Here is a 19714-nt window from a genome sequence, read left to right as displayed (position 1 = left end):
AAGACCCCGCCGGGTTCGGCGGGGCAAGGCTTGGTACCATGTGTCAGGCCACAGGCACCGGCGGTATTGGTGTGATCAGTTGTGCAGTTCGGCCCGGATCTGCTGGCGCAGCACGTCGATCGGAACGGTTTTTCCGTCGCGCTTGAAGCACCAGTATGTCCAGCCATTGCAGGACGGCGCGTTTTCCAGATGCGCGCCCACCTGATGGATCGAGCCCTTGATGTTGTCGCCCACCAGCGTGCCGTCGGCCCGCACCTTGGCCTTGTGCCGCTGGTTCATCGAATACAGCTCTTCGCCCGGGCGCAGCATGCCGCGTTCGACCAGCTGGCCGAAGGGCACGCGCGGCTCGGCGCGTTTGCTGGCGCTGACCTCGAGCGCGTCACGGTCAAACTTGCGCACCTTGGCGATGCGCTTTTCGGCCACCTTTCGATAGCTGTCCTCACGCTCGATCCCGATGAACTCGCGGCCCAGCATCTTGGCCACCGCGCCGGTGGTTCCGGTGCCGAAGAACGGGTCAAGCACCACGTCACCCGGATTGGTCGAACCAACCAGAACCCTGTGCAACAGCGACTCGGGCTTTTGCGTAGGGTGCGCCTTGTCACCATTTTCATCTTTCAGGCGCTCGTGGCCCGTGCAGATCGGCAGCACCCAGTCGCTGCGCATCTGCACGCCTTCATTCAAGGCTTTCAGCGCCTCATAGTTGAAGGTGTATTTCGCCCCTTCCCGCTTGCTGGCCCAGATCATCGTTTCATGCGCGTTGGTGAACCGCTTGCCCCGGAAATTCGGCATCGGGTTCGACTTGCGCCAGATCACGTCGTTCAAAATCCAATAGCCCGCATCCTGCAGGGCCGAGCCCACGCGGAAGATGTTATGATACGAGCCGATCACCCAGATCGCCCCATTGGGCTTGAGCAGGCGATGCGCGGCCTTCAGCCACTCGCGGGTAAACTGGTCATAGGCGGCAAAGCTCGAGAACTGGTCCCAATGATCATCGACCGCATCCACCTGGCTGTTGTCCGGGCGATGCAACTGTCCTTTCAGCTGCAAATTATACGGCGGATCCGCAAAAATCAGGTCAACCGACGCCTCGGGCAGACTGTTCATCACCTCGATGCAGTCGCCAGATAGAATCGTGTTTAAAGGGAGCGCGGATGCGCCCTTTGTCTTGGTAGTTGTCATGTCTCTGCCTCAAGTTCCACGGCGCTTTTGCGCTCATTTGGTTGAGACTAGGATGAGTCAAACCGGATTCGGCGTCAAATTCTTTTTTGAATCAGAGGGTTACGATTTACTCTTGATACAAGATATTGTGGACGGGCTTGAATGAACGTCTATGGTGTGGGGTTACCCCAAGATATTGCAGCGCCTCGCGGTGTTGTTTGGACGGATAGCCCGCATTGGTTTCCCAGCCGTAGCCCGGATGCTGTTGCGCCAAATCCACCATCAGTTGATCGCGCCAATTCTTTGCAAGGATCGACGCCGCCGCAATCGAGACTGACTTCGCATCCCCTTTGACCACGGCCTGCGCCGGCAAGGTCAGCCCTTTGGGGATCAGATTGCCGTCGATCAACAGGTAGTCCGGCGCAGGATGCAGGGCGGCGACGGCGCGCTCCATCGCCAGATGAGAGGCATACAAGATATTGAGGTCATCAATTTCCTCAACCGACGCCTCGGCAATGGCAAACTCGGCCCGGGCGCGCAGATCTTCGTCAAGGGTGCGCCGCCTTCGCGCCGTCAGCTTCTTGGAGTCATTCAAACCGTCGGGGATGTCCTGCGGATTCAGAATGACCGCGGCCGCCACGACCGGACCGGCCAACGGGCCGCGACCCACCTCGTCTACACCTGCTATTCGGGGATAGCCCTGCGCAATCAGCGCCTGTTCCAATTCAAACGTCGGAGTCGTCATCCCCTCGGCAAACCGCTTTTTGGTCCGAACCGCAACAAAAAAGAAGGAGGCGACCCAGGCCGCCCCCTTCCCATACAGCGCTTCTGCGGCGCTGCTCCTGCTCGAAACCGACTACTGGTAAACCACGCGGTATCCTTTCTGGCGCAGGCAGGCGGGTTCGTAGGCCCGCTTCACCTTCTTGCCGTCCCAGAACCCCACTTTGCACTGTTGTGGCAGGCTATTGGCATGTTTGTAGTGTTTCTCGAGGCAATTCGGCCCCAGCAAAGGACGTTTCTTCGAATAGCCGTTGTAGGTCTTCAGGCAACGCTGCGGCAGGTCATAGCGGGCGACACGCCGGGGCAGCGGGCGGATATGATCGGGCCGAACGTTTTGCGGCTGGTAGACATAGTTGTTCTGCCGGGTGACACGCTCTTTGCGCTTTTCCTTGTTATAGTGATTGACGGCCGCACCGATGATGGCAATGGCCGCCAACCCGCCCAGAATATCATGGGCGTCGGCCGCCTTGGCCTGGGATGCGGAAACGCCGGTGATGGCGACTGCGGTGGCGACGACGAGGGCGATGAACTTCCGGTGCATGACAAGTGTCCTTTCAAAGCTGGACGCGGCGCCACTGGCTGACCGCGAAACTGATGCAACAGCTTTCGGCCACCCGCCGACAGACAAGCAATAACGGCCCAGTGTTATCCGATATCATCGCCGCAAACCCTTTGAGATATTGAATATCGTGCCAAGCCATGCGCAGGATGCAGCCTATGAAACAGATCCTCTCTTTCCTGGTCGTTGCGACGTTGATATCGCTGAGCACCACCGTTTCGGCGGCCGAATGCTATGCCGATTACAAGGCCAAACAGGACAACCCGCTGCGCCTGCACTATGGCGTGATGCAGGTGTCCGCCTGCAAAAAGGGGCAAGCCAAGCAAGAGGTGGCCAAAAGGCTGAAATCCTCGGGGTGGACGTTGCTCAACGTGATCAGCGTTTTTGGACCGGAAGGGTTGGATCAAAGGAAGGCCAATGCCGGAAAATTCTATCTCCGTTTCTGAGGCTCGGCGGTCTGGCACCCGGCTGGTCGGAGCAGGCATCGCCGCAATCGTTGTGATCCTGATCACGGCCGCAGTCTTTTTGTTCTGGACCCTGCCCGATGCCAATGCTTTTAACGCACGGGTCGAGCGGCTGTTCGTCGAAAGCGATCTGACCACCCAGGCTGAAATCCGATTGCTGGAGATCCTCGCGCAATCCGGAACCGCATTTGCCGACACGCTGGCCAGCTACCGGATGGTGATCTTCGTGCTGCTGATCTTTGCCACGGCCATGCTGTTGGCCGCCTTGGTCTTTCTGGTGATGCTGGTGACGTTGAACCGTCGAATGGCCCAGATCGAGCGCACGGGAATCCAGGTCACGTCGCTGCTGATCAGTCGCGAAGAGAACACCGTCTACCTGAACAACATGGATTTCAAGCTGACGCCCGCAGCGATGGAAACACTGGCCGTCCTGGCCGAGTCCCGTCTCGACGACGAAGTGCTGTCGGGGGTTCAGATCGAAGCCATGATCTCTGGCCGAGACATATCGGACTGTGACGAAGCTGCCGGGGCCACGCGCATCAAACGGCTGCGGGACGCGCTGGGAAATCAGATGGTCAGCGAGCTGTTGGTCAAAAACATCGCCAAAAAGGGCTATATGCTGGCGATCGAAAAAGACGTGATCCAGATGGTCTGACCACCTCGGCCGTGGATCGCGATCGGTAAATTCTGTGTTGCGCCCCTTGGAAATCGGGCTGCAAAAGCCCATCCTCTAGGGACCCGGGCAAGGGAGACGGCCGATGAATGTCCACGCCACACGGAATACGAACGGCTACGGAATTTCGATCGAAACGCTTGACGGCAGGGTTGCCATCTACCGCGATGACATCCTTCTGGCTGAAAGCACGAATGCCAAGGTCATGTATGAAACCCGGCTGCCGCCTGCGATTTATGTTCCGCGCGAAGACGTGCGCGTTGATCTGAGCGGCGAGACCGAGTTGCAGACCTTCTGCCCGTTCAAGGGCACGGCAACCTATCACGATGTCCTGATTGGCGATGAACGGTTGGCAAACTCGGTTTGGGCCTACGAGGATTCCCTGCCTGAAAGCAAAGCCATTCAGGGTCACATCGGCTTCATGCCGGCGGCCTACACTCATATCGATCTGGGCGACAATCAATTGCGCCAACCGCGAGACGGCAACATCAGCGGCCCGTTGATCGATTGGTTGATGCGTGGCGCGGGGTCGATCTCAACACCGGAAGATTTCACCAAGACCCTGGCCGAAAAAATGCTGGAACACGGCATCGCCATTCAACGTCTCAGCATCCTTGTCTGGTCGCTGCATCCCTTGATCGCAGGCAAGCACTACATCTGGGAAAAGGGTGCCGAGGAGATTTCGACCAGTATTCCAACCTACGAGATTCACGACCACCCCGCGTTCATCAACAGCCCCTTGCGGCATGTCTCGAACGGATTGGGCGGCGTTCGGCAACGGCTGAACGTAGACAACCCCCACAACAGTTTCCCCATCATGGAGGACCTGCGCGCCAAGGGGGGCACCGATTACGTGGCAATGCCTCTGCCGTTTTCCGACGGGCGTATCAATGTCCTGACGTTGACCTGCGACCACCCCAACGGCTTTACCACGGAAAACCTGGGGCTTGTCTTTGAGTGCTCGGCCGTCATCGCCCGCTACTATGAGGTGTTCATGCAGCGCGAGAATGCTCAGGCCCTTCTCGAGACCTATGTGGGCAAACGAACCGGGGCCCGCGTTTTGGGCGGCGACATTCGTCGCGGCGACGGCGATGACATCGACGCGGCCATCATGTTCTGTGACCTGCGCAACTCAACCAGCCTGGAAGAGGATCTGGGCCGCACGGAATACATCAACCTGTTGAACGAATTCTTCGAAACGGTGTCCGGCATCGTCCACGACAACGACGGTGAGGTTCTGAAATTCATCGGCGACGCCGTTCTTGCGGTTTTCCCGGCAGGTGAGGACCCCGGCAAGGCACGGTCAGACGCTCAGCGCAGTGCCGTTGAAATCGTCGAGAAATTGGCCGAGCTGCGTCGCTCCGACAAGAACCGGCAATGCGATTGCTCGATCGGCGTATCGTCCGGGCGTGTCACGTACGGAAATGTCGGTTCGCGCGAGCGGCTTGATTTCACGGTGATCGGACATGCAGCCAATGTCGCGGCGCGGTTGGGCGAGTTCGGCAAGCTCAATGGCCATCGGATCGTCGTTTCCGAAGATATCGAGCCGGCCTGTTCCCGGGCCGTTCCATTGGGGCCGGTCGACTTGCACAACGTTTCGCATCCGGTGATGTCTTTTGCCTTGCAGACATCCGCTGACACGGTTCTGGATGCCTGAGCATCCGGCACCCTTGCCCCCCCGATCCCAAACAGCCATTCATAGCTGCGCAAGGCACTGGTGCGCTTTCTGATCCTGGCGCGAGGTACTGACCTTAGCCCGAACGGTTCAACTTGCGGCGCCCAGCAAAATCAACGCAGTTTGCGCGGGAGAAATCGAACTCTGCATCTGTGCGATCTGAGTTCGGGCGAGATAAGTATCCGTCAGTTCGGCAATTGCATCGGCATCGACGAACTGCGAAAGGTTCGGCGAACCGGTCACTCTGCTCAGCTTGTCCCGAAATACGTCCAGCTGCTTGTCGATATCCAGCTGGCCAAAGCTTGACGGCAGGCCCAACGCTGTTTCCATCATGCTGCGCAACGGCGGCAGGCTCAGCAGATCGTACCACTTCTTGGTCTCGCTTCCGGACTGCCCGGCAAGGTCTTTCAAAGCGTGCTGGGCAAAAAGTGCGATCCGCATCGAGTCGTCGGTTTCTCCGACCGAGCTTTCGAACCGGGCGACGACATTCTTCTGAGCGATCTTGTCCATGTCAGTGATCAGTGCGGTTTTCCGAACTTCGCCCGGACCCAAGCCGAATGCTTCGGAAAACTCCCTGTATCTGCTGTCAGCCAGCCGGTTCGCAAGGGCGTCATCCGAACTCGTACCGTCTGACAAGACCTTTTGAATGAAGTACCGATTGTCCAGGTCACCTTCCAATCCGAACGCGCCCAACGCGACCTGCAGCAGTCGCCGGTCAGAGACCAGATCTTCTGCCGATCGGACGTTTCGGATGTTTTCCACAAAATACTGCGTGTCCCGGTCATTGACCGCCGAGGTGGAAAAGGCCTGCAACTGGGCGTCATAGGTGCGCTGCAAAAAACGCCACCCTACGACACCCCCAGTTGGAACGACCGGCAGGAATGTCATTGCCGATAGGCCATCAGACGCTCTTCGCGCGGCAGCAAAGATCGAAGCGCCTTCAGGCATTTGTAGTACTGCTCAGTCACCAGGGCTTCGGTCGCCTGCGCAAGGACCCGGCGACTGTCGGCATCCGTGAAGACCTGGCTCAGTTCCTCGATCCGCCGCAGCAGCTGTTGTTTTGCGTCTCCGGCTTCCAGATCTCCGGACAGGACCAGCTGGGCCGCGTAGCACACGCGCCGGACCGGGGTCGTCACTTCGTCGGGATGTATTGCGTCGCGCAACCGAAGGACATTTGCCTCGGGCGTCATGATTGAAAAGCGGGTCCGCCGATCGCCGTTCTCAATCACTACGCCATTGATCAAAACCCGCTCTTTCGGCGCCAGCTTCAGAACCAGCCCGCCCATTACGCGGTCCCCCGCTGACGCAGCCCGCGCAAAACCGCCAGATTGATTTCAAGCAGCGGCTCGACCCCAGCCTTGCTGGCCAGAACCTGGCCCGTGTGCTGCTCGGTGAACTCGGCCAGATAGAAGATCCGCGCGCGCAGCTCATTCGGCAGTGCATTGTCCGAGTCAACGACGCCATTGGCCAGGACGGACCACAAGCGGCGGTTTTCATGCAGGGCCTGAACAAAGCCCGCGAAATCCGAGGCTTTGCGCGCGGCCGCTGCCTTGAGCCGGTGTGTGATCTTTGAAATCGCCTCATACTCGGTATCACGCGGGGTTCGCGTCGGAGCGGCGGACTGAGCATATGCCCGTTGTGCAAGCGTTTGCTGGGTCACTTGAAATCCTTTCAAAAGGCCGTCGTATTTGCAGTCACAGCCGGGGCGCGTTGGTCACGCCCCGACCAAGTTTCCGCCTTAGCGGAACAGCGACAGGATCGACTGCGGGGCCTGGTTGGCAATCGACAGCGATTGTGTCGCCAATTGCTGCTGGACCTGCAGGGCCTGCAGACGGGCCGAGGTCTCTTCCATATCGGCGTCCACCAGCGAGCCGATGCCGGATTTGAAAGAGTCAGTCAGGTTCGAGATGAACTCCTTCTGGGTCTCGATCCGCCCTTGCGCCGAACCGAACGCGGCCGACGCGTCAATCGCCGTGTCGATCAAGGTTTCGATCGTGCCCAGTGCTGCGGCAGCGCCGGCACTGGTCGAAACGTCAATCGACGACAGCGCACCAAGACCGCCAGAACCGGCATTGGTGAACTGGGCCGAAACGGTTACGTCGCGATCTGCGTCAGCACCAGCGGTTGCGGTCCCGGTCACGAAGGACAGAGTGCCCGGCGCGCTGGAGTCATAGTCGATCGCTACACCGGTGATCCCAAGCGCGTCGATCTGGTTCTTCAGCCCCACTGCCACGATGGCATCTGTGTAGGCAGAGTCATAGGTTCCCGAAGGATCCAGATCGCTGGCCTGTACGGTGTATGATGCAACTTTGTCCCCGATGGTGATCGACACTTTGTCACCGACGGCGAAGTTGTCGGTCGAACTATCGATCACGATGTCACCGGACCCGCCGGACTTGTCCATTGTGAACCCGGCGGCGTCATTGTCAGTGGTCGCGTTGTCCGAGCCGGCCAGAACGCCCTTGCTGGCATATCCACCGGTCGACAGGTCCTGGCTGGCCACCGAAATCGACGACGCGGTCACGTTGCCAGCGCTGTCGCGATCCAGCGACGACAGGATCGATGCGGTGCCCGCTGACCCGTCCACAAGATTGAGGCCGTTGAACTGTGCGGCACCGACAACCGATGCGATCTGGTCCCGCAGGGCGGCTACGTCATCATTGATCTTGCCGCGGTCGACGTTGTCCTCCTGCGCGGCGACGATCTTGTTCTTCATCTGGGTCAGCAGGTCGGTCACGGTTTCCGAAGCGTTCCGGGCCACGGCGACAGTCGATTCACCCAGTGCCAGGCTATCCTTGATCGCATTGAAACCGTTGACATCGGATTCCATCACCTTGGAAATCGCCCATACGGCCGAGTTGTCCTTGGCCGTAGCGACATCCTTACCCGTCGAAATCGCGTTCTGGGTTGCTGCAAGGTTCTTGTTGACCGATTTCAGAGTCTGCAGCGCAACCATCGCGCCGTTGTTTGTCAGAATGCTGGACATGTTTTTCATCCTTTTCCATTCGGGCCTTCTTCGCCCAGTGACGCCCGACCATCATTGGCGGACGTGTTGTCGTTCTGACCTGTGCGAGCTACCGATCGGTGCTCGCGCCACCTTCTTTCGAGGTGCGGGACCACTTTTGGGCCTGATCTCCTAACGGAGTGCTAAGGCGGTCCGACGGAAAAAGACGGATTTGAATCAAACCCACCGCTAGGCACGTTTTTCCAGTTTGGGATCCTGACGGACGGCGAAGCCATTGCGTTGCCCGGCCGCGTCATAGGTCGTGAATTCCTGCCGGATTTTTCTGAGTTCAGACATCCGGTTCATGACCGCCCGAATCCCTTCGGCCGCGCTGTTCAGCAGGCCTTGATTGCGCTCGACCTTCTGGTGCAGCCGGATCAAGTCGTCACTGTCGTGCACCTGCATCTCGTTGAGTGCGCCGATCAGTTTTTCCTTCTGCGGCATCATCTGGCCCAGCCGATCCAGGTCCCCTTCGACCAAAGCCCTGCGCTCGAGATCGAGAACCTCCTCGAGAGCCTTAATCAGTCCCTGCTTGTGCTCAGTCGGCATGGGTCTTCTCCATCATTGCATTGAAAAGGGTTTCCGACAGTCCGATCCCGCCGGATCGGGCCAATTGCCTGGCCTGCTCCTGCAACAGGAAAGACGCGAACTGGTCTTCGCCCGCGCCACCTCCGAAAGCCTGCCGCGTCTTATCCAGGCCTGCGGCCTTCAGCATTTCGGCTAGAAAAGTTGCCTCAAGCTCGACCGCTGCGGCCTTGAGTCTTTGTTCGGTCATATTGCTGCGCGGTACCGGCGCGAAGTTTGGGATTTCCATCGCCCTCTCCGAAAATTGTTTCGATCTTTGTCGATCAAAGCGAAGAGCGGTTAAAATATACGTAACTACCTTGAGGGCAGGTTTGGGCCAAACAACCGGAGCCGGAGCAAAATGCCCAACGCCCTGACCATGATGACCAATGTGATTTCCGGCGGAAAGCCGGATTGGGCCGCAAAGTCCGAGCCCCCAACAAAAGGCGACTCTGATTTCGCGGAGCTCATGGCCGAAGATGAGATGCTGAACCTAGAGGCCGAGGCGAAACCTCATCCGGACAGCCGCGCGGGTCCGAAAATCGTGGATGGCGATGAAAACACCGACCCTGACGTCCCGCAGGTCGAACCCGATTTGGCTGAACCGCTGGAATTGCAGGGATCACAACAGGACGCTCGACAGAAAGACACGCCTCTGCCCATGGCAACGCCCGGTGAACTTCCAAAGCGCGAGGCGACGGCGCACGCCACTCTCGAGGCCAGCCCTCCGGCGGAGGGACGCCAGTCAACTGCCGCCGCGGCCATGCGCGCAGTAACCTCTGATCCCGATCGCCGATCGCTCGCGGGCGACACGGGCAAGGGAGCCGAAGCGCCCGAGCGTGCCGCGAGCACAGCGCCCCAACCTGCGTCAGCCGCAAAAGAGCAGTTGAACGCCACCGAACCTGGAGTGAGTGGAGGGCTGCAGAACCGAAAGGACGAATTGCGCACTGCAACCGGTAAAGAAGCCAGGCGCGACGAGCAGGCCACCGGATCGTGGGGGGTGGATCAACGGCCGGCCAAACCTGCTGGCCAGGGAACGGAATCCATCATCCGGGCGCAGATCGTCGGTACATCGGAACGCGCAGCACTGAAGGACCCGATGCCAGAGGACAGTCTGCACGACCGGATGCCAATGCAGGACTTGGGTACGACCCCAGCGCAAAGGGATGCAGGCCCGACCAACGGCGTCCCGCTCTCGGGCCGGGCGGAAATTGCTCGGGCGGTCGCCGGGCAAATGGCGGCCAGCATCGTCGCAAAGCCGGGAAGCGGAAGCGTGGAAATCGCACTGACTCCGGAAGAGCTGGGCAAAGTTTCGATCAAGGTGACCGGGCGCGAAGACGGGTTGCACATGATGATCGTCGCCGACCGGCCTGAAACCATGGACCTCATGCGCCGGCATATCTCGATCCTGTCAGCCGAATTCAAAGAGATGGGGCTGGGCGATCTTTCCTTTGATCTGGGCACCTCGGCGAACGCAGAACAGGACGCTGAGCCAACTGAACGAAGCACATTCATCACCACAGGGGAGCTTGACCCTGCAACCGAAACACCCGCTCTGGCCCGCCCAACTCAGGTGGACCGGGCGTTGGACCTGAGGCTTTGACCCATGATCACCACAGCGGCATCCGCGACACATACACCCTCAACAGCGCAGCCAACGAGAACTTCGACAGCGACAGGGCTGACCTCGGACTTTGAGACGTTTCTCATGATGTTGACGGCGCAGGCGCGCAACCAGGATCCTCTGGAGCCACTGGATTCGTCGGAATATGCGTCGCAACTCGCCCAGTTTTCGATGGTCGAGCAGCAGGTGCAGACCAACGACCTTCTGGCAAACCTCACCGCCGCCCTGAGCAGCGTCAATCTGGATGAGCTGTCCAACTGGATTGGGGTCGATGTTCAGGGCGCAGCCTCCTTCCGGTTTGATGGCCAGCCGCAGACCATATTCACTCAGCCTGACCTGGGCGCGGATGCGTCTGTGCTGGTCATCAAGGATTCTGACGGAACCGAAATCGACCGGGTCTCTGTTCCGGTATCCGAAACCGAGTTTCTTTGGGCTGGAGTGGATGCATCGGGCAATCCGCTGCCCAACGGCACCTATTCCGCAACACTGGAAAGCTATTTGGGTGATGAACTGCTCTCGGCGCGGCCTGCGGCCACCTACAGCCGCGTCGTCGAAGCCCAAGTCGGGGCCGGTGTCGTCATGTTGACCTTGGACAGCGGCGTCGTGATTCCGGCAACCGACGTCGTTGCCGTTCGTACCGGCGCTTGAACTCGGGGGCGCTGCGGGCCAAGGATTGGCCGTCCAGATTCGCAACGCTCCGGTGTCTCAACTGTCCGTTCCAACCGCTCCTCCACCCGGCCTTGCAGACCAACTTGTCGAAAGCGGGTTGATCGCAAAAGACGCCCAGTTCGAAACGCTGTATGGCGGACGCACGAACCAGGTGTGGAAGGTATTGGACGCCAAGCCGGACCGGGTTTTGAAGTTCTATCGGTCTTCCCTTCAAAACCCGCTGTTTCGCAACGACGCCCAACTCGAAGCAGCCTGTCTGCACGCACTTGCTGCGACGGGGTTTGTTCCGCGGCTTCGCGCCTCGGGCAGCTTTGGCCCGGATCGCTGGGTTTTCTATGACCATGCGGCTGGCACTCCGTGGCGAGAAGGGACCGCGCAGGTGGCGAAACTGCTGCATAATCTGCACGCCCGAGAAATCGTGCTAGAGGTCCCTAAGGGATGCAATGGAAGCGTTGATCTCGATCATCACGGCACCCGTATTTTGAACGGTTGCCGCTCGGGACTCAGCGCCGTTCTGGCCGAACGCAAACCCAGGGTCCGGGTGCCGCCGACCCCCCGAGTATGCCTGATCCATGGCGACCCGGTGGCCGGCAACATCCTCGTCTCCTCTGCGGGGCTGACACTGATCGACTGGCAATGCCCGGCGATGGGTGACCCATGCGAGGATCTTGCCCTGTTCCTGTCACCCGCCATGCAGCATCTCTATCGCGGCAAGGCGCTGACCCCCGAGGAAGAGGCTACGTTTCTGTCGGCCTATGACAGCCCGCCGACGGTGCGCCGATACCTCGAGCTAAAGCCCTGGTACAATTGGCGTATGGCTGCCTACTGCCTGTGGCGGGCCGAGAATGGTGCGCCAGCCTATAGGGCCGGGTTTGACCTTGAGGTTGCGGCCCTCTGACCGTGGGCCGTATCACAAATCGGCAAGAGCCATGGCCGCATAAGCCGGTGGCATCAGCAGTCGCCGCCAGCGCCCGAATGGGAACTTTGACGGCGGTTTGGCGATGACGTCCGGAATATTCGCGGGCTCACCCAAAACCAAGCGGGCCAATGCCCGCCCGCAATAGCTGCCCATCGCCACGCCGTTCCCGTGATAGGCCAGACCGGCAAACAAGCCCGGGTGGCCCGGAACCTCCCCGACAAAGGGCAGCAGGTCACGGGTCAGGCAAACCATACCTGACCACATATGAGTTGCCTCAACCTCGGCCCAACCCGGGAACATGCGATCAAAGTCACGGCGTACTTTGCGACGGATCGCAGCCTCAGCGCGCGGCGAGGACATGAGGCCTCCGCGCATTCCGAACAGGAACCGGTTGTCCGGCATCAGGCGGAAATAGTGCAGAAGGTTGCGCGTGTCGTACGCCATCTGGCGCGATGTCCACCCCTGTGCCTGCAATTCAGCTTCGGTCAGCGGACGTGTCACCATGACCGTAGACTGTGCAGGCATGTAACGGGCGGCCAACCAGTCGGGCAGATCGTCGCTGGAATAACCGTTGGTGCAGATCAACACCGTCTTGGCCTGAACACGGCCCGTGGGGGTGGTCATCCCGTACCCGGACCCGGCTTTTCTGATGTCCTGAACCGGGCTTTTCGAGAATACTGCGGCACCTTGCGCCTGCGCGGCCCGGGCCAACCCGAACAGGTATTTCTGCGGGTTCAGCCCAAAGCCGACCGGGTCGGTATATCCGCCAAAGAAACGGCCCCCCATACCGAGGCGTTCCAAATCCGACGGCTCATGCAGAACCCCACCGCTTTCCGCGCGACGCCGCAGCCGCTCCATCGCGCGCGGGCTGTGCGCAAGCTGCGTCTCTCCTTCGGAGTGAACGTCTGCGTCGATCCGAAAGCGCTGCAAAAGATCCGCAACCAAGGCGACCGCGTCGGTTTCGGCCTGCGCGTAATCCTGTGCCGCCGAAATCCCATAGCGCCGCGCAAGTGTCGCCGAACCAAGCTTGGACCCTCCTTGGCAGCAAAACCCACCATTGCGCCCCGAAGCGCCCCAGCCCGGAGTTTCGGCCTCGAACACTGCGACAGACACACCGCGTTCGGCGAGGTGCAGGGCAGCAGACAATCCGGTGAACCCGCCGCCGACAATCGCAACGTCGGTCGACAAATCACCCGAATGAACGGGCCAGTCAGGCGCCGTAGTGGTTTCATCCCACCAACACCCCTCACGGGGGCCGGGGCCATAGGTATAGGCCGGAAAGATCCGCCTCATTCGGTGCGCGCGGCGGCTTGTTCCTCTTGCCGCTGCCGGACCATCGCGCGTTTCGACACCAGCGAAGCGGTGATCACGCCCACGGTGACCACGGCGATCATGATGGTCGACAGCGCGTTGATTTCCGGGCTGACCCCCAGACGCACCGCCGAGAAGATCTTGATCGGCAGGGTCGTGGCCGAGGGGCCGGACGTAAAGGACGCGATCACCAGGTCATCCAGCGACAGGGTGAAGGCCAGCAGCCACCCCGAGATCACCGCCGGCGCGATGATGGGGAGCGTCACCAACCTGAAGGCCTGCGCCGGCGAGCAGCCCAGATCCAGCGCCGCCTCTTCCAGCGACTGATCGAACGTCACCAGCCGCGAGGACACCACGACCGAGACGTAGCACATCGAAAAGGTCGTATGCGCCAGCACGATGGTCAGGATGCCTCGGTCCAGCCCGATGCCGATGAACAGCAGTAGCAGCGACAGGCCGGTGATCACCTCGGGCATCACCAGCGGCGCATAGATCATCCCGGAGAACAGCGTACGGCCAAAGAACCGCCCGCCCCGCACCATGACATAGGCGGCCATGGTGCCCAGAATGGTCGCCAGCGTGGACGAGAACACGGCAACGCGAACGGTGACCCAAGCCGCATCCAGAAACGCCTGGTTCTGCATCAGTTCGCCATACCATTTGGTCGAGAACCCGGCCCAGACCGTGACCAGCTTGCTTTCATTGAAGCTGAAGATGATCAGGATCACCATCGGGATGTACAGAAACGCAAAGCCCAGCGTCAGCGAGACCGTGTTGAACCAGCTCAGCCTGTTCATTGCTCTGCCTCCGCCTGTTTCTGCTGGTTGCGCTGGAACAGCACGATCGGGATCACCAGGATCAGCAGCAGGATCACCGCCACGGCGCTGGCCACCGGCCAGTCGCGGTTCGAGAAGAACTCCTCCCACAAGACCTTGCCGATCATCAGTGTGCCCGACCCGCCCAGCAGCGAGGGGATCACGAATTCACCGATCACCGGAATCATCACCAGGAAGCATCCCGCAATGATGCCCGGGCGCGACAGCGGGATGGTCACCAGCCAGAAGGCCTGTGTGCGCGAACAGCCCAGATCCTCGGCCGCCTCGATCAGCGAGCCGTCCAGCCGATCGAGCGCGGCATAGATCGGCAGGATCATGAAGGGCAGATAGGTGTAGACGATACCGATATAGACGGCCGTCTGCGTATTCAGAATGGTCAGCGGGGTCGAGATGATGCCTGTCCACAGCAGGAACTGGTTCAGGTAGCCTTCATTCGACAGGATCCCCATCCACGCATAGACGCGGATCAGGAACGAGGTCCAGAACGGCAGGATCACCAGCATCATCAGCGTCGGGCGCCATTCCTCGGGCGCGCGGGCCATGCCATAGGCGATGGGATAGCCCACCAGCAGGGTCAGCGCGGTCGCGATCAGCGCGATCTTGACGCTGGACAAGTAGGCTTTCCAGTACAGGTCGTCCTCGGTCAGCCAGACGAAATTCTCGAAATCCAGTAGGCTGAAGAATTCCTTGATCCCGGCCCAGCCCTGCGACAGATCAAGGGTCGGGGTGTAGGGCGGGATCGCAAGCGCGATGTCCGACAGCGAGATCTTCAACACGATGAAGAACGGCACCAGGAACAGGGCCAGCAGCCAGACATAGGGAATGGCGATCAGGACCGCGCGGCGCATCAGTCTGCCAGCAGAACCGCCGCCGTGGCTGTCCAGGACAGCCAGACAGGGTCTTCCCAAGTAAAGGACCGGCGGGAAATCCGCCGTGTGTTGGCCGTTTGCGCCTTGATGATCGTCCCGTTTGGCAATTCGACATGGTAGGTCGACAGGTTGCCCAAATAGGCAATGTCATGCACCTTGCCCTGCACTGCGTTGACGGCATCGGCAGGACGCTCGGCCGAGATCGTTACCTTTTCCGGCCGGATGGCCAGGTGGCAGGTCTGACCGTTTCCGAAGCTTGCCGCCGATGTCGCCGTCAGTGGCGGCTGGCCCTCGGCCCATTCGATACTGTACGAGCCCTCACCGGCGGCGGTTGCACGACCTTCGATAATGTTCACGTCCCCAATGAAATCGGCGACATAGACCGAGTTCGGGTTTTCGTAGATCCGGTCCGGCGTGGCGACCTGCATCAACTGACCCTGATCCATCACCGCAACGCGGCTGGCGACCGTCATCGCCTCTTCCTGGTCGTGGGTCACGATCACAAATGTGGTGCCGGTTTTTTCCTGAATGTCCATCAGCTCGAACTGGGTGTCCTGACGCAGCTTCTTGTCCAGCGCACCAAGAGGTTCGTCCAGCAGCAGCAGTTTGGGCGCCTTGGCCAGCGACCGGGCCAGCGCCACGCGCTGACGCTGACCACCGGAAATCTGGTGCGGTTTGCGGCGGGCAAATTTCTCGAGACGGGTCAGGCGCAGCATTTCCTCGACCCGGTCTTCCAGATCATGCTTGGGCATGTTGTCCCGGCGCAGGCCAAAGGCGATGTTGTCCCAGACGTTCAGATGGGGAAACAGCGCATAGGACTGGAACATCATGTTGACCGCCCGCTTGTTCGGCGGCACCGGGTCGATGTCCTGACCACTCAGCATGATGTGGCCTTCGGTGGGTTTCTCGAACCCCGCCAGCATCCGCATCATCGTCGTCTTGCCGCAACCCGACGGCCCCAGCAAAGCGAAGAATTCCCGCTCGAAGATGTCCAGCGACAGATTGTCGATGGCAGTAAAGTCCCCGAATCGCTTGGTCACATTTTTGAACTGGATCAAGGGTTTCGCCTGCGGATCTTCCCACGGCGCAAAGACGGTAGAGTTCAAATCGGCCCCCGTAAGTCAGCCTGTACAGGTTGTGCGCAAGGCAGAACCATTCTGCCTTGCGCAATCATTTCGGATCAGGTGCCCGATTTGATCTTGGTCCACAGGCGGGTCACGATCCGCTGCGTTTTGGCCGGGTAAGGCGTGGTGATGTAGAGGTTCTGCATCGTGGCATCATCCGGGTAGATCGCCGGATCGCCGATCACGTCTTCTTCCAGAAACTCCTGCGACGCCTTGTTGCCGTTGGCGTAGTAGACGTAGTTCGACGCCGCCGCCATGTTGTTGGCATCCAGGATGAAGTTCAGGAATTTATGCGCGCCGTCCGGGTTGGGTGCATCCACCGGAATGGCCATCTGGTCGAACCACATCAGCGAGCCTTCGGCAAACGGATGGTATTCGATGGTCACACCGTTGTCGGCCTCATCCGCCCGATCGCGGGCCTGCAGAATGTCGCCCGACCAGCCCACGGCCACGCAGATGTCGCCATTGGCCAGCGCATTGATGTATTCCGAGCTGTGGAACTTCTGGATGTAGGGACGCACGCCCATCAGCACTTCTTCGGTCTTGGCGATCACGTCGGTGTCATGGCTGTCCGGATCTTCGCCAATGTACTGGAGTACCATGGGAATGATCTCGGACGGTGCGTCCAGGAAATGGACGCCGCATGAGGCCAGCTTTTCCATGTTCTCGGGCTTCAGCACCAGGTCCATGCTGTTCAAGGGCGCATCGTCGCCCAGAACTTCCTTGACCTTGTCGACATTCACGCCCAGCCCCGTGGTGCCCCACATGTAGTTGATCGAATAGGCGTTGTCCGGGTCATAGCCGGCCGTGCGTTCCTGGATCACGTCCCAGAGGTTAACTGCATTGGGCAGCTTGGACATTTCCAGTTTCTGGAAGGCTCCAGCCTGGATCTGGCGCTGAAGGAAGGTGCCCGATGGCACCACCACATCGTAACCGGATCCCCCGGCCAGCATCTTGGTTTCCAGAACCTCGTTGCTGTCGAACACGTCGTAGATCAGGGTCAGACCCGTCTCTTCCTGGAATTTGCTCAGCAACTCCTCGTCGATGTAGTCCGACCAGTTGTATACGCGCACCTCTTCCGCAACAGCGGCCGACGTCCCCAATGCGACAATTGCCGTCATCGTCAGCGTTTTGATTTTCATTTTCTTCTCCCTGCAAGTGTACGGGCATTTTCCCGTTTTTTTGGATTTGATCAAGTTTTGCGTTTTCCCTCGATACGTCGTATGGTTTCACGGGGCAAGAAACCTGACAAGCCGGGAGCATTGGGATCGGGGTGAACCAATTGGATTTGATCAAAAATAAGGCATCTGCTGCAGTGACCCAGACCGAAAAACGACCAGCACATGAACAGGTGTACCAGACACTGAAGTCGCAGATCATGTTCGGCGATCTGGTGCCGGGGCAACCGGTCACGATCCAGGGCTTGACCGATTCGCTGGGCGTGGGCATGACCCCGGTGCGCGAGGCCATCCGGCGCCTGATCTCGGACGGTGCGCTGATCTTTCAGGGCAACCGGCGGGTCAGCGTTCCCCTTCTGACCGCAACAGATGTCGAACAGATGATTTTCGCCAGAAATGCCGTAGAATCAGAGCTTTCCCGGCGCGCAGCAGTCAACATGACCACGGCGGATATCGACCAGCTTGAAAAGATCGACGAACAGCTGGATCGCACGATCGCCGACGGGGACGTTGGCGGCTATCTTCGCCTGAACCATGCATTCCACGAAAAACTCTATGACCATGCCGGCGCGCCGATTCTAAAGGATTTGGCCGAGCGCCTGTGGCTGCGATTCGGGCCGTCCTTGCGCGTCGTCTGCGGGCGCTTCGGCACCCAGAGCCTTCCAGACCGGCACAAGGACATCATCGATGCCTTGCGCGCCAGCGACGCTGAAAAAGTCGCAAAAGCAACGACCCAGGATATCGAACAGGGCATGGAACTGATGGCCGAGGCGCTGGCGACCGAATAGGTCAGCGCGATTCGATTGACAGAAAAAAATTTGATCATATTGTGACGGCAACCGCTGTTGCAGGAGTAGAGACCGATGTCGACCATCACCAACCACATGCCGACCGCCGAATTGCAGGCCCTGGATGCGGCGCATCACCTTCACCCGTTTTCGGCCAACGGCGCACTGGGCAAGGAAGGCGCGCGCGTCATCACCCGAGCCAAGGGCGTCTATCTGACCGACAGCGAGGGCGAAGAGATCCTGGATGCCATGGCCGGCCTGTGGTGCGTGAACGTCGGCTATGGCCGCGACGAACTGGCCGAAGTGGCGGCGCGCCAGATGCGCGAACTGCCCTACTACAACACCTTCTTCAAAACGACCCATGTCCCGGCGATCGCGCTGGCGGCCAAGCTGGCCGAACTGGCACCGGGTGACCTGAATCATGTCTTCTTCGCCGCCGGCGGGTCCGAGGCCAATGACACCAACATCCGTCTGGTCCGCACTTATTGGGCGGAAAAGGGTCACCCCAACAAGAACATCATCATCAGCCGCCACAACGCCTATCACGGGTCGACCGTCGGGTCGGCTTCGCTGGGCGGCATGGCCGGCATGCACGCGCAGGGCGGCATCCCGATCCCGAACATCCACCACATCAACCAGCCCAACTGGTGGGCCGAGGGCGGCGACATGACGCCCGAAGAGTTCGGTCTGGCCCGCGCACGCGAGCTGGAAGAGGCGATCTTGGAACTGGGCGAAGACCGCGTTGCCGCCTTCATCGCCGAGCCGGTCCAGGGTGCGGGCGGCGTGATCGTCGCGCCCGACACCTACTGGCCGGAAATCCAGCGCATCTGCGACAAGTACGACATCCTGCTGATCGCCGACGAGGTGATCTGCGGCTTTGGTCGAACCGGCAACTGGTTCGGCTCGCAGACCATGAACATCCGCCCGCATATCATGACCATCGCCAAAGGGCTCAGCTCGGGCTATGCGCCCATCGGCGGCTCGATCGTCAATGACGAGATTGCCGAGGTGATCGGCGGGACCGAGTTCAACCACGGCTATACCTATTCGGGCCACCCCGTCGCGGCGGCCGTCGCGCTGGAAAACCTGCGCATTCTGGAAGAAGAAAAGATCGTCGAGCATGTGCGCGATGTCGCGGCCCCCTATCTGAAACAGAAATGGGAGGCGCTGGTCGAGCACCCGCTGGTGGGCGAAGCCAAGATTGTGGGCATGATGGCCTCGATCGCGCTGACGCCGGACAAGGCCAGCCGGGCCAAGTTCGCCTCCGATCCGGGCACGGTCGGGTACATCTGCCGCGATCGCTGCTTTGCCAACAACCTTATCATGCGCCATGTGGGCGACCGGATGATCATCTCGCCGCCGCTGATCCTGACCCCGGCAGATATCGACGAGATGTTCGTGCGCATTTACAAGTCGCTGGACGAGGCGCAGGCTGAGATCATCGCCCAGGGCCTGATGAAAGCGGCCTCCTGATCTCAGGAAAAAATCGCAAACGGGCGGTCCGGTAGGGCCGCCCTTT

22 protein-coding genes are annotated in these 19714 nt (G+C 60.0%); 8 read left to right on the top strand and 14 right to left on the bottom strand.

Annotated elements, in window-relative coordinates; translation table 11 throughout:
- Positions 1–75: 75 nt before the first annotated feature.
- From ACR0LD_RS12870 to ACR0LD_RS12860, 3 genes are all read right to left on the bottom strand, one after another.
- On the bottom strand, positions 76–1179 hold the full coding sequence (locus ACR0LD_RS12870; protein WP_170341272.1) for a site-specific DNA-methyltransferase: 1104 nt from the start codon (positions 1177–1179) through the stop codon (positions 76–78).
- 106 nt (positions 1180–1285) lie between these two features.
- Positions 1286–1903, bottom strand: coding sequence for a ribonuclease HII (locus ACR0LD_RS12865; protein WP_480637289.1), 618 nt, complete (start codon positions 1901–1903; stop codon positions 1286–1288).
- A 111-nt stretch (positions 1904–2014) separates the two neighbouring features.
- Positions 2015–2479: a hypothetical protein gene (locus ACR0LD_RS12860; protein ID WP_170364227.1), complete on the bottom strand. Its 465-nt coding sequence runs from the start codon at positions 2477–2479 to the stop codon at positions 2015–2017.
- A gap of 176 nt (positions 2480–2655) precedes the next feature.
- Between ACR0LD_RS12860 and ACR0LD_RS12855 the strand changes: the two genes are divergently transcribed.
- From ACR0LD_RS12855 to ACR0LD_RS12845, 3 genes are all read left to right on the top strand, one after another.
- Entirely contained in the window at positions 2656–2943 is a 288-nt protein-coding gene (locus tag ACR0LD_RS12855; RefSeq protein WP_093964235.1) for a hypothetical protein, read from the top strand.
- Complete coding sequence (locus tag ACR0LD_RS12850) at positions 2915–3616, top strand: winged helix-turn-helix domain-containing protein (RefSeq protein WP_480637287.1); 702 nt, start codon at positions 2915–2917, stop codon at positions 3614–3616. The genes ACR0LD_RS12855 and ACR0LD_RS12850 overlap by 29 nt, the downstream gene beginning before the upstream one ends.
- A gap of 103 nt (positions 3617–3719) precedes the next feature.
- Complete coding sequence (locus tag ACR0LD_RS12845) at positions 3720–5291, top strand: DUF427 domain-containing protein (protein WP_480637285.1); 1572 nt, start codon at positions 3720–3722, stop codon at positions 5289–5291.
- Positions 5292–5399: 108 nt separating this feature from the next.
- On the opposite strand, the gene ACR0LD_RS12840 is transcribed toward ACR0LD_RS12845, so the two are convergent.
- From ACR0LD_RS12840 to ACR0LD_RS12815, 6 genes are all read right to left on the bottom strand, one after another.
- Positions 5400–6146, bottom strand: coding sequence for a DUF1217 domain-containing protein (locus ACR0LD_RS12840; RefSeq protein WP_480637283.1), 747 nt, complete (start codon positions 6144–6146; stop codon positions 5400–5402).
- Between the two features lie 47 nt (positions 6147–6193).
- Entirely contained in the window at positions 6194–6595 is a 402-nt protein-coding gene (flbT, locus tag ACR0LD_RS12835; protein ID WP_170419998.1) for a flagellar biosynthesis repressor FlbT, read from the bottom strand.
- Positions 6595–6969, bottom strand: a complete 375-nt coding sequence (gene flaF, locus ACR0LD_RS12830; RefSeq protein WP_480637281.1) for a flagellar biosynthesis regulator FlaF — start codon at positions 6967–6969, stop codon at positions 6595–6597. Before flaF ends, flbT begins: the two co-directional genes overlap by 1 nt.
- A gap of 78 nt (positions 6970–7047) precedes the next feature.
- Positions 7048–8295 carry a flagellin gene (locus ACR0LD_RS12825; RefSeq protein WP_170360760.1) on the bottom strand — a complete coding sequence of 416 codons (1248 nt, stop codon included), beginning with the start codon at positions 8293–8295 and terminating at the stop codon, positions 7048–7050.
- Between the two features lie 207 nt (positions 8296–8502).
- Complete coding sequence (locus ACR0LD_RS12820) at positions 8503–8862, bottom strand: flagellar biosynthesis protein FlgN (protein WP_170364870.1); 360 nt, start codon at positions 8860–8862, stop codon at positions 8503–8505.
- Positions 8852–9127 (bottom strand): rod-binding protein, encoded by a 276-nt coding sequence (locus ACR0LD_RS12815; protein WP_170360756.1) that lies wholly within the window; start codon positions 9125–9127, stop codon positions 8852–8854. Before ACR0LD_RS12815 ends, ACR0LD_RS12820 begins: the two co-directional genes overlap by 11 nt.
- Before the next feature lie 111 nt (positions 9128–9238).
- On the opposite strand from ACR0LD_RS12815, the gene ACR0LD_RS12810 reads away from it, so the two are divergent.
- From ACR0LD_RS12810 to ACR0LD_RS12800, 3 genes are read left to right on the top strand one after another with little or no spacing between them, the layout of a single operon-like run.
- Positions 9239–10480 (top strand): flagellar hook-length control protein FliK, encoded by a 1242-nt coding sequence (locus ACR0LD_RS12810; protein ID WP_480637278.1) that lies wholly within the window; start codon positions 9239–9241, stop codon positions 10478–10480.
- 3 nt (positions 10481–10483) lie between these two features.
- Complete coding sequence (locus ACR0LD_RS12805) at positions 10484–11149, top strand: flagellar hook capping FlgD N-terminal domain-containing protein (protein ID WP_480637276.1); 666 nt, start codon at positions 10484–10486, stop codon at positions 11147–11149.
- 25 nt (positions 11150–11174) lie between these two features.
- Positions 11175–12068, top strand: a complete 894-nt coding sequence (locus tag ACR0LD_RS12800) for a phosphotransferase (protein WP_480637274.1) — start codon at positions 11175–11177, stop codon at positions 12066–12068.
- A gap of 12 nt (positions 12069–12080) precedes the next feature.
- Here ACR0LD_RS12800 and ACR0LD_RS12795 read toward each other — a convergent pair whose 3' ends face one another.
- From ACR0LD_RS12795 to ACR0LD_RS12775, 5 genes are all read right to left on the bottom strand, one after another.
- Positions 12081–13382 (bottom strand): NAD(P)/FAD-dependent oxidoreductase, encoded by a 1302-nt coding sequence (locus ACR0LD_RS12795; RefSeq protein ID WP_170433944.1) that lies wholly within the window; start codon positions 13380–13382, stop codon positions 12081–12083.
- A complete protein-coding gene (locus ACR0LD_RS12790) occupies positions 13379–14197 on the bottom strand; it encodes an ABC transporter permease (protein WP_170360749.1) in 819 nt (272 codons plus the stop codon). The genes ACR0LD_RS12795 and ACR0LD_RS12790 overlap by 4 nt, the downstream gene beginning before the upstream one ends.
- Positions 14194–15084, bottom strand: coding sequence for an ABC transporter permease subunit (locus tag ACR0LD_RS12785; RefSeq protein WP_170342177.1), 891 nt, complete (start codon positions 15082–15084; stop codon positions 14194–14196). The genes ACR0LD_RS12790 and ACR0LD_RS12785 overlap by 4 nt, the downstream gene beginning before the upstream one ends.
- Positions 15084–16211, bottom strand: coding sequence for an ABC transporter ATP-binding protein (locus ACR0LD_RS12780; protein WP_480637272.1), 1128 nt, complete (start codon positions 16209–16211; stop codon positions 15084–15086). The genes ACR0LD_RS12785 and ACR0LD_RS12780 overlap by 1 nt, the downstream gene beginning before the upstream one ends.
- A 74-nt stretch (positions 16212–16285) precedes the next feature.
- Positions 16286–17371, bottom strand: coding sequence for a polyamine ABC transporter substrate-binding protein (locus ACR0LD_RS12775; protein ID WP_480637270.1), 1086 nt, complete (start codon positions 17369–17371; stop codon positions 16286–16288).
- Positions 17372–17511: 140 nt separating this feature from the next.
- Here ACR0LD_RS12775 and ACR0LD_RS12770 point away from each other — a divergent pair, with 140 nt between their 5' ends.
- Together ACR0LD_RS12770 and ACR0LD_RS12765 are read left to right on the top strand one after the other, a co-directional pair.
- Positions 17512–18195: a GntR family transcriptional regulator gene (locus tag ACR0LD_RS12770; protein WP_093964408.1), complete on the top strand. Its 684-nt coding sequence runs from the start codon at positions 17512–17514 to the stop codon at positions 18193–18195.
- A 75-nt stretch (positions 18196–18270) separates the two neighbouring features.
- Positions 18271–19668, top strand: coding sequence for an aspartate aminotransferase family protein (locus tag ACR0LD_RS12765; RefSeq protein WP_170433940.1), 1398 nt, complete (start codon positions 18271–18273; stop codon positions 19666–19668).
- Positions 19669–19714: the final 46 nt, after the last annotated feature.

The sequence above is a fragment of the Ruegeria sp. BF8 genome (genome assembly GCF_056538625.1).
The sequence above is the reverse complement of the archived record's forward strand: the minus strand, read 5'-3'. Positions and strand labels throughout refer to the sequence as shown.

What these genes read in the sequence shown, in the direction of transcription:
- ACR0LD_RS12870 (WP_170341272.1), bottom strand. Translation starts at nt 1,179, where the DNA reads ATGACAACTACCAAGACAAAGGGCGCATCCGCGCTCCCTTTAAACACG.
- ACR0LD_RS12865 (WP_480637289.1), bottom strand. Translation starts at nt 1,903, where the DNA reads ATGACGACTCCGACGTTTGAATTGGAACAGGCGCTGATTGCGCAGGGC.
- ACR0LD_RS12860 (WP_170364227.1), bottom strand. Translation starts at nt 2,479, where the DNA reads ATGCACCGGAAGTTCATCGCCCTCGTCGTCGCCACCGCAGTCGCCATC.
- ACR0LD_RS12855 (WP_093964235.1), top strand. Translation starts at nt 2,656, where the DNA reads ATGAAACAGATCCTCTCTTTCCTGGTCGTTGCGACGTTGATATCGCTG.
- ACR0LD_RS12850 (WP_480637287.1), top strand. Translation starts at nt 2,915, where the DNA reads ATGCCGGAAAATTCTATCTCCGTTTCTGAGGCTCGGCGGTCTGGCACC.
- ACR0LD_RS12845 (WP_480637285.1), top strand. Translation starts at nt 3,720, where the DNA reads ATGAATGTCCACGCCACACGGAATACGAACGGCTACGGAATTTCGATC.
- flbT (WP_170419998.1), bottom strand. Translation starts at nt 6,595, where the DNA reads ATGGGCGGGCTGGTTCTGAAGCTGGCGCCGAAAGAGCGGGTTTTGATC.
- ACR0LD_RS12825 (WP_170360760.1), bottom strand. Translation starts at nt 8,295, where the DNA reads ATGTCCAGCATTCTGACAAACAACGGCGCGATGGTTGCGCTGCAGACT.
- ACR0LD_RS12820 (WP_170364870.1), bottom strand. Translation starts at nt 8,862, where the DNA reads ATGCCGACTGAGCACAAGCAGGGACTGATTAAGGCTCTCGAGGAGGTT.
- ACR0LD_RS12815 (WP_170360756.1), bottom strand. Translation starts at nt 9,127, where the DNA reads ATGGAAATCCCAAACTTCGCGCCGGTACCGCGCAGCAATATGACCGAA.
- ACR0LD_RS12810 (WP_480637278.1), top strand. Translation starts at nt 9,239, where the DNA reads ATGCCCAACGCCCTGACCATGATGACCAATGTGATTTCCGGCGGAAAG.
- ACR0LD_RS12805 (WP_480637276.1), top strand. Translation starts at nt 10,484, where the DNA reads ATGATCACCACAGCGGCATCCGCGACACATACACCCTCAACAGCGCAG.
- ACR0LD_RS12795 (WP_170433944.1), bottom strand. Translation starts at nt 13,382, where the DNA reads ATGAGGCGGATCTTTCCGGCCTATACCTATGGCCCCGGCCCCCGTGAG.
- ACR0LD_RS12790 (WP_170360749.1), bottom strand. Translation starts at nt 14,197, where the DNA reads ATGAACAGGCTGAGCTGGTTCAACACGGTCTCGCTGACGCTGGGCTTT.
- ACR0LD_RS12785 (WP_170342177.1), bottom strand. Translation starts at nt 15,084, where the DNA reads ATGCGCCGCGCGGTCCTGATCGCCATTCCCTATGTCTGGCTGCTGGCC.
- ACR0LD_RS12775 (WP_480637270.1), bottom strand. Translation starts at nt 17,371, where the DNA reads ATGAAAATCAAAACGCTGACGATGACGGCAATTGTCGCATTGGGGACG.
- ACR0LD_RS12765 (WP_170433940.1), top strand. Translation starts at nt 18,271, where the DNA reads ATGTCGACCATCACCAACCACATGCCGACCGCCGAATTGCAGGCCCTG.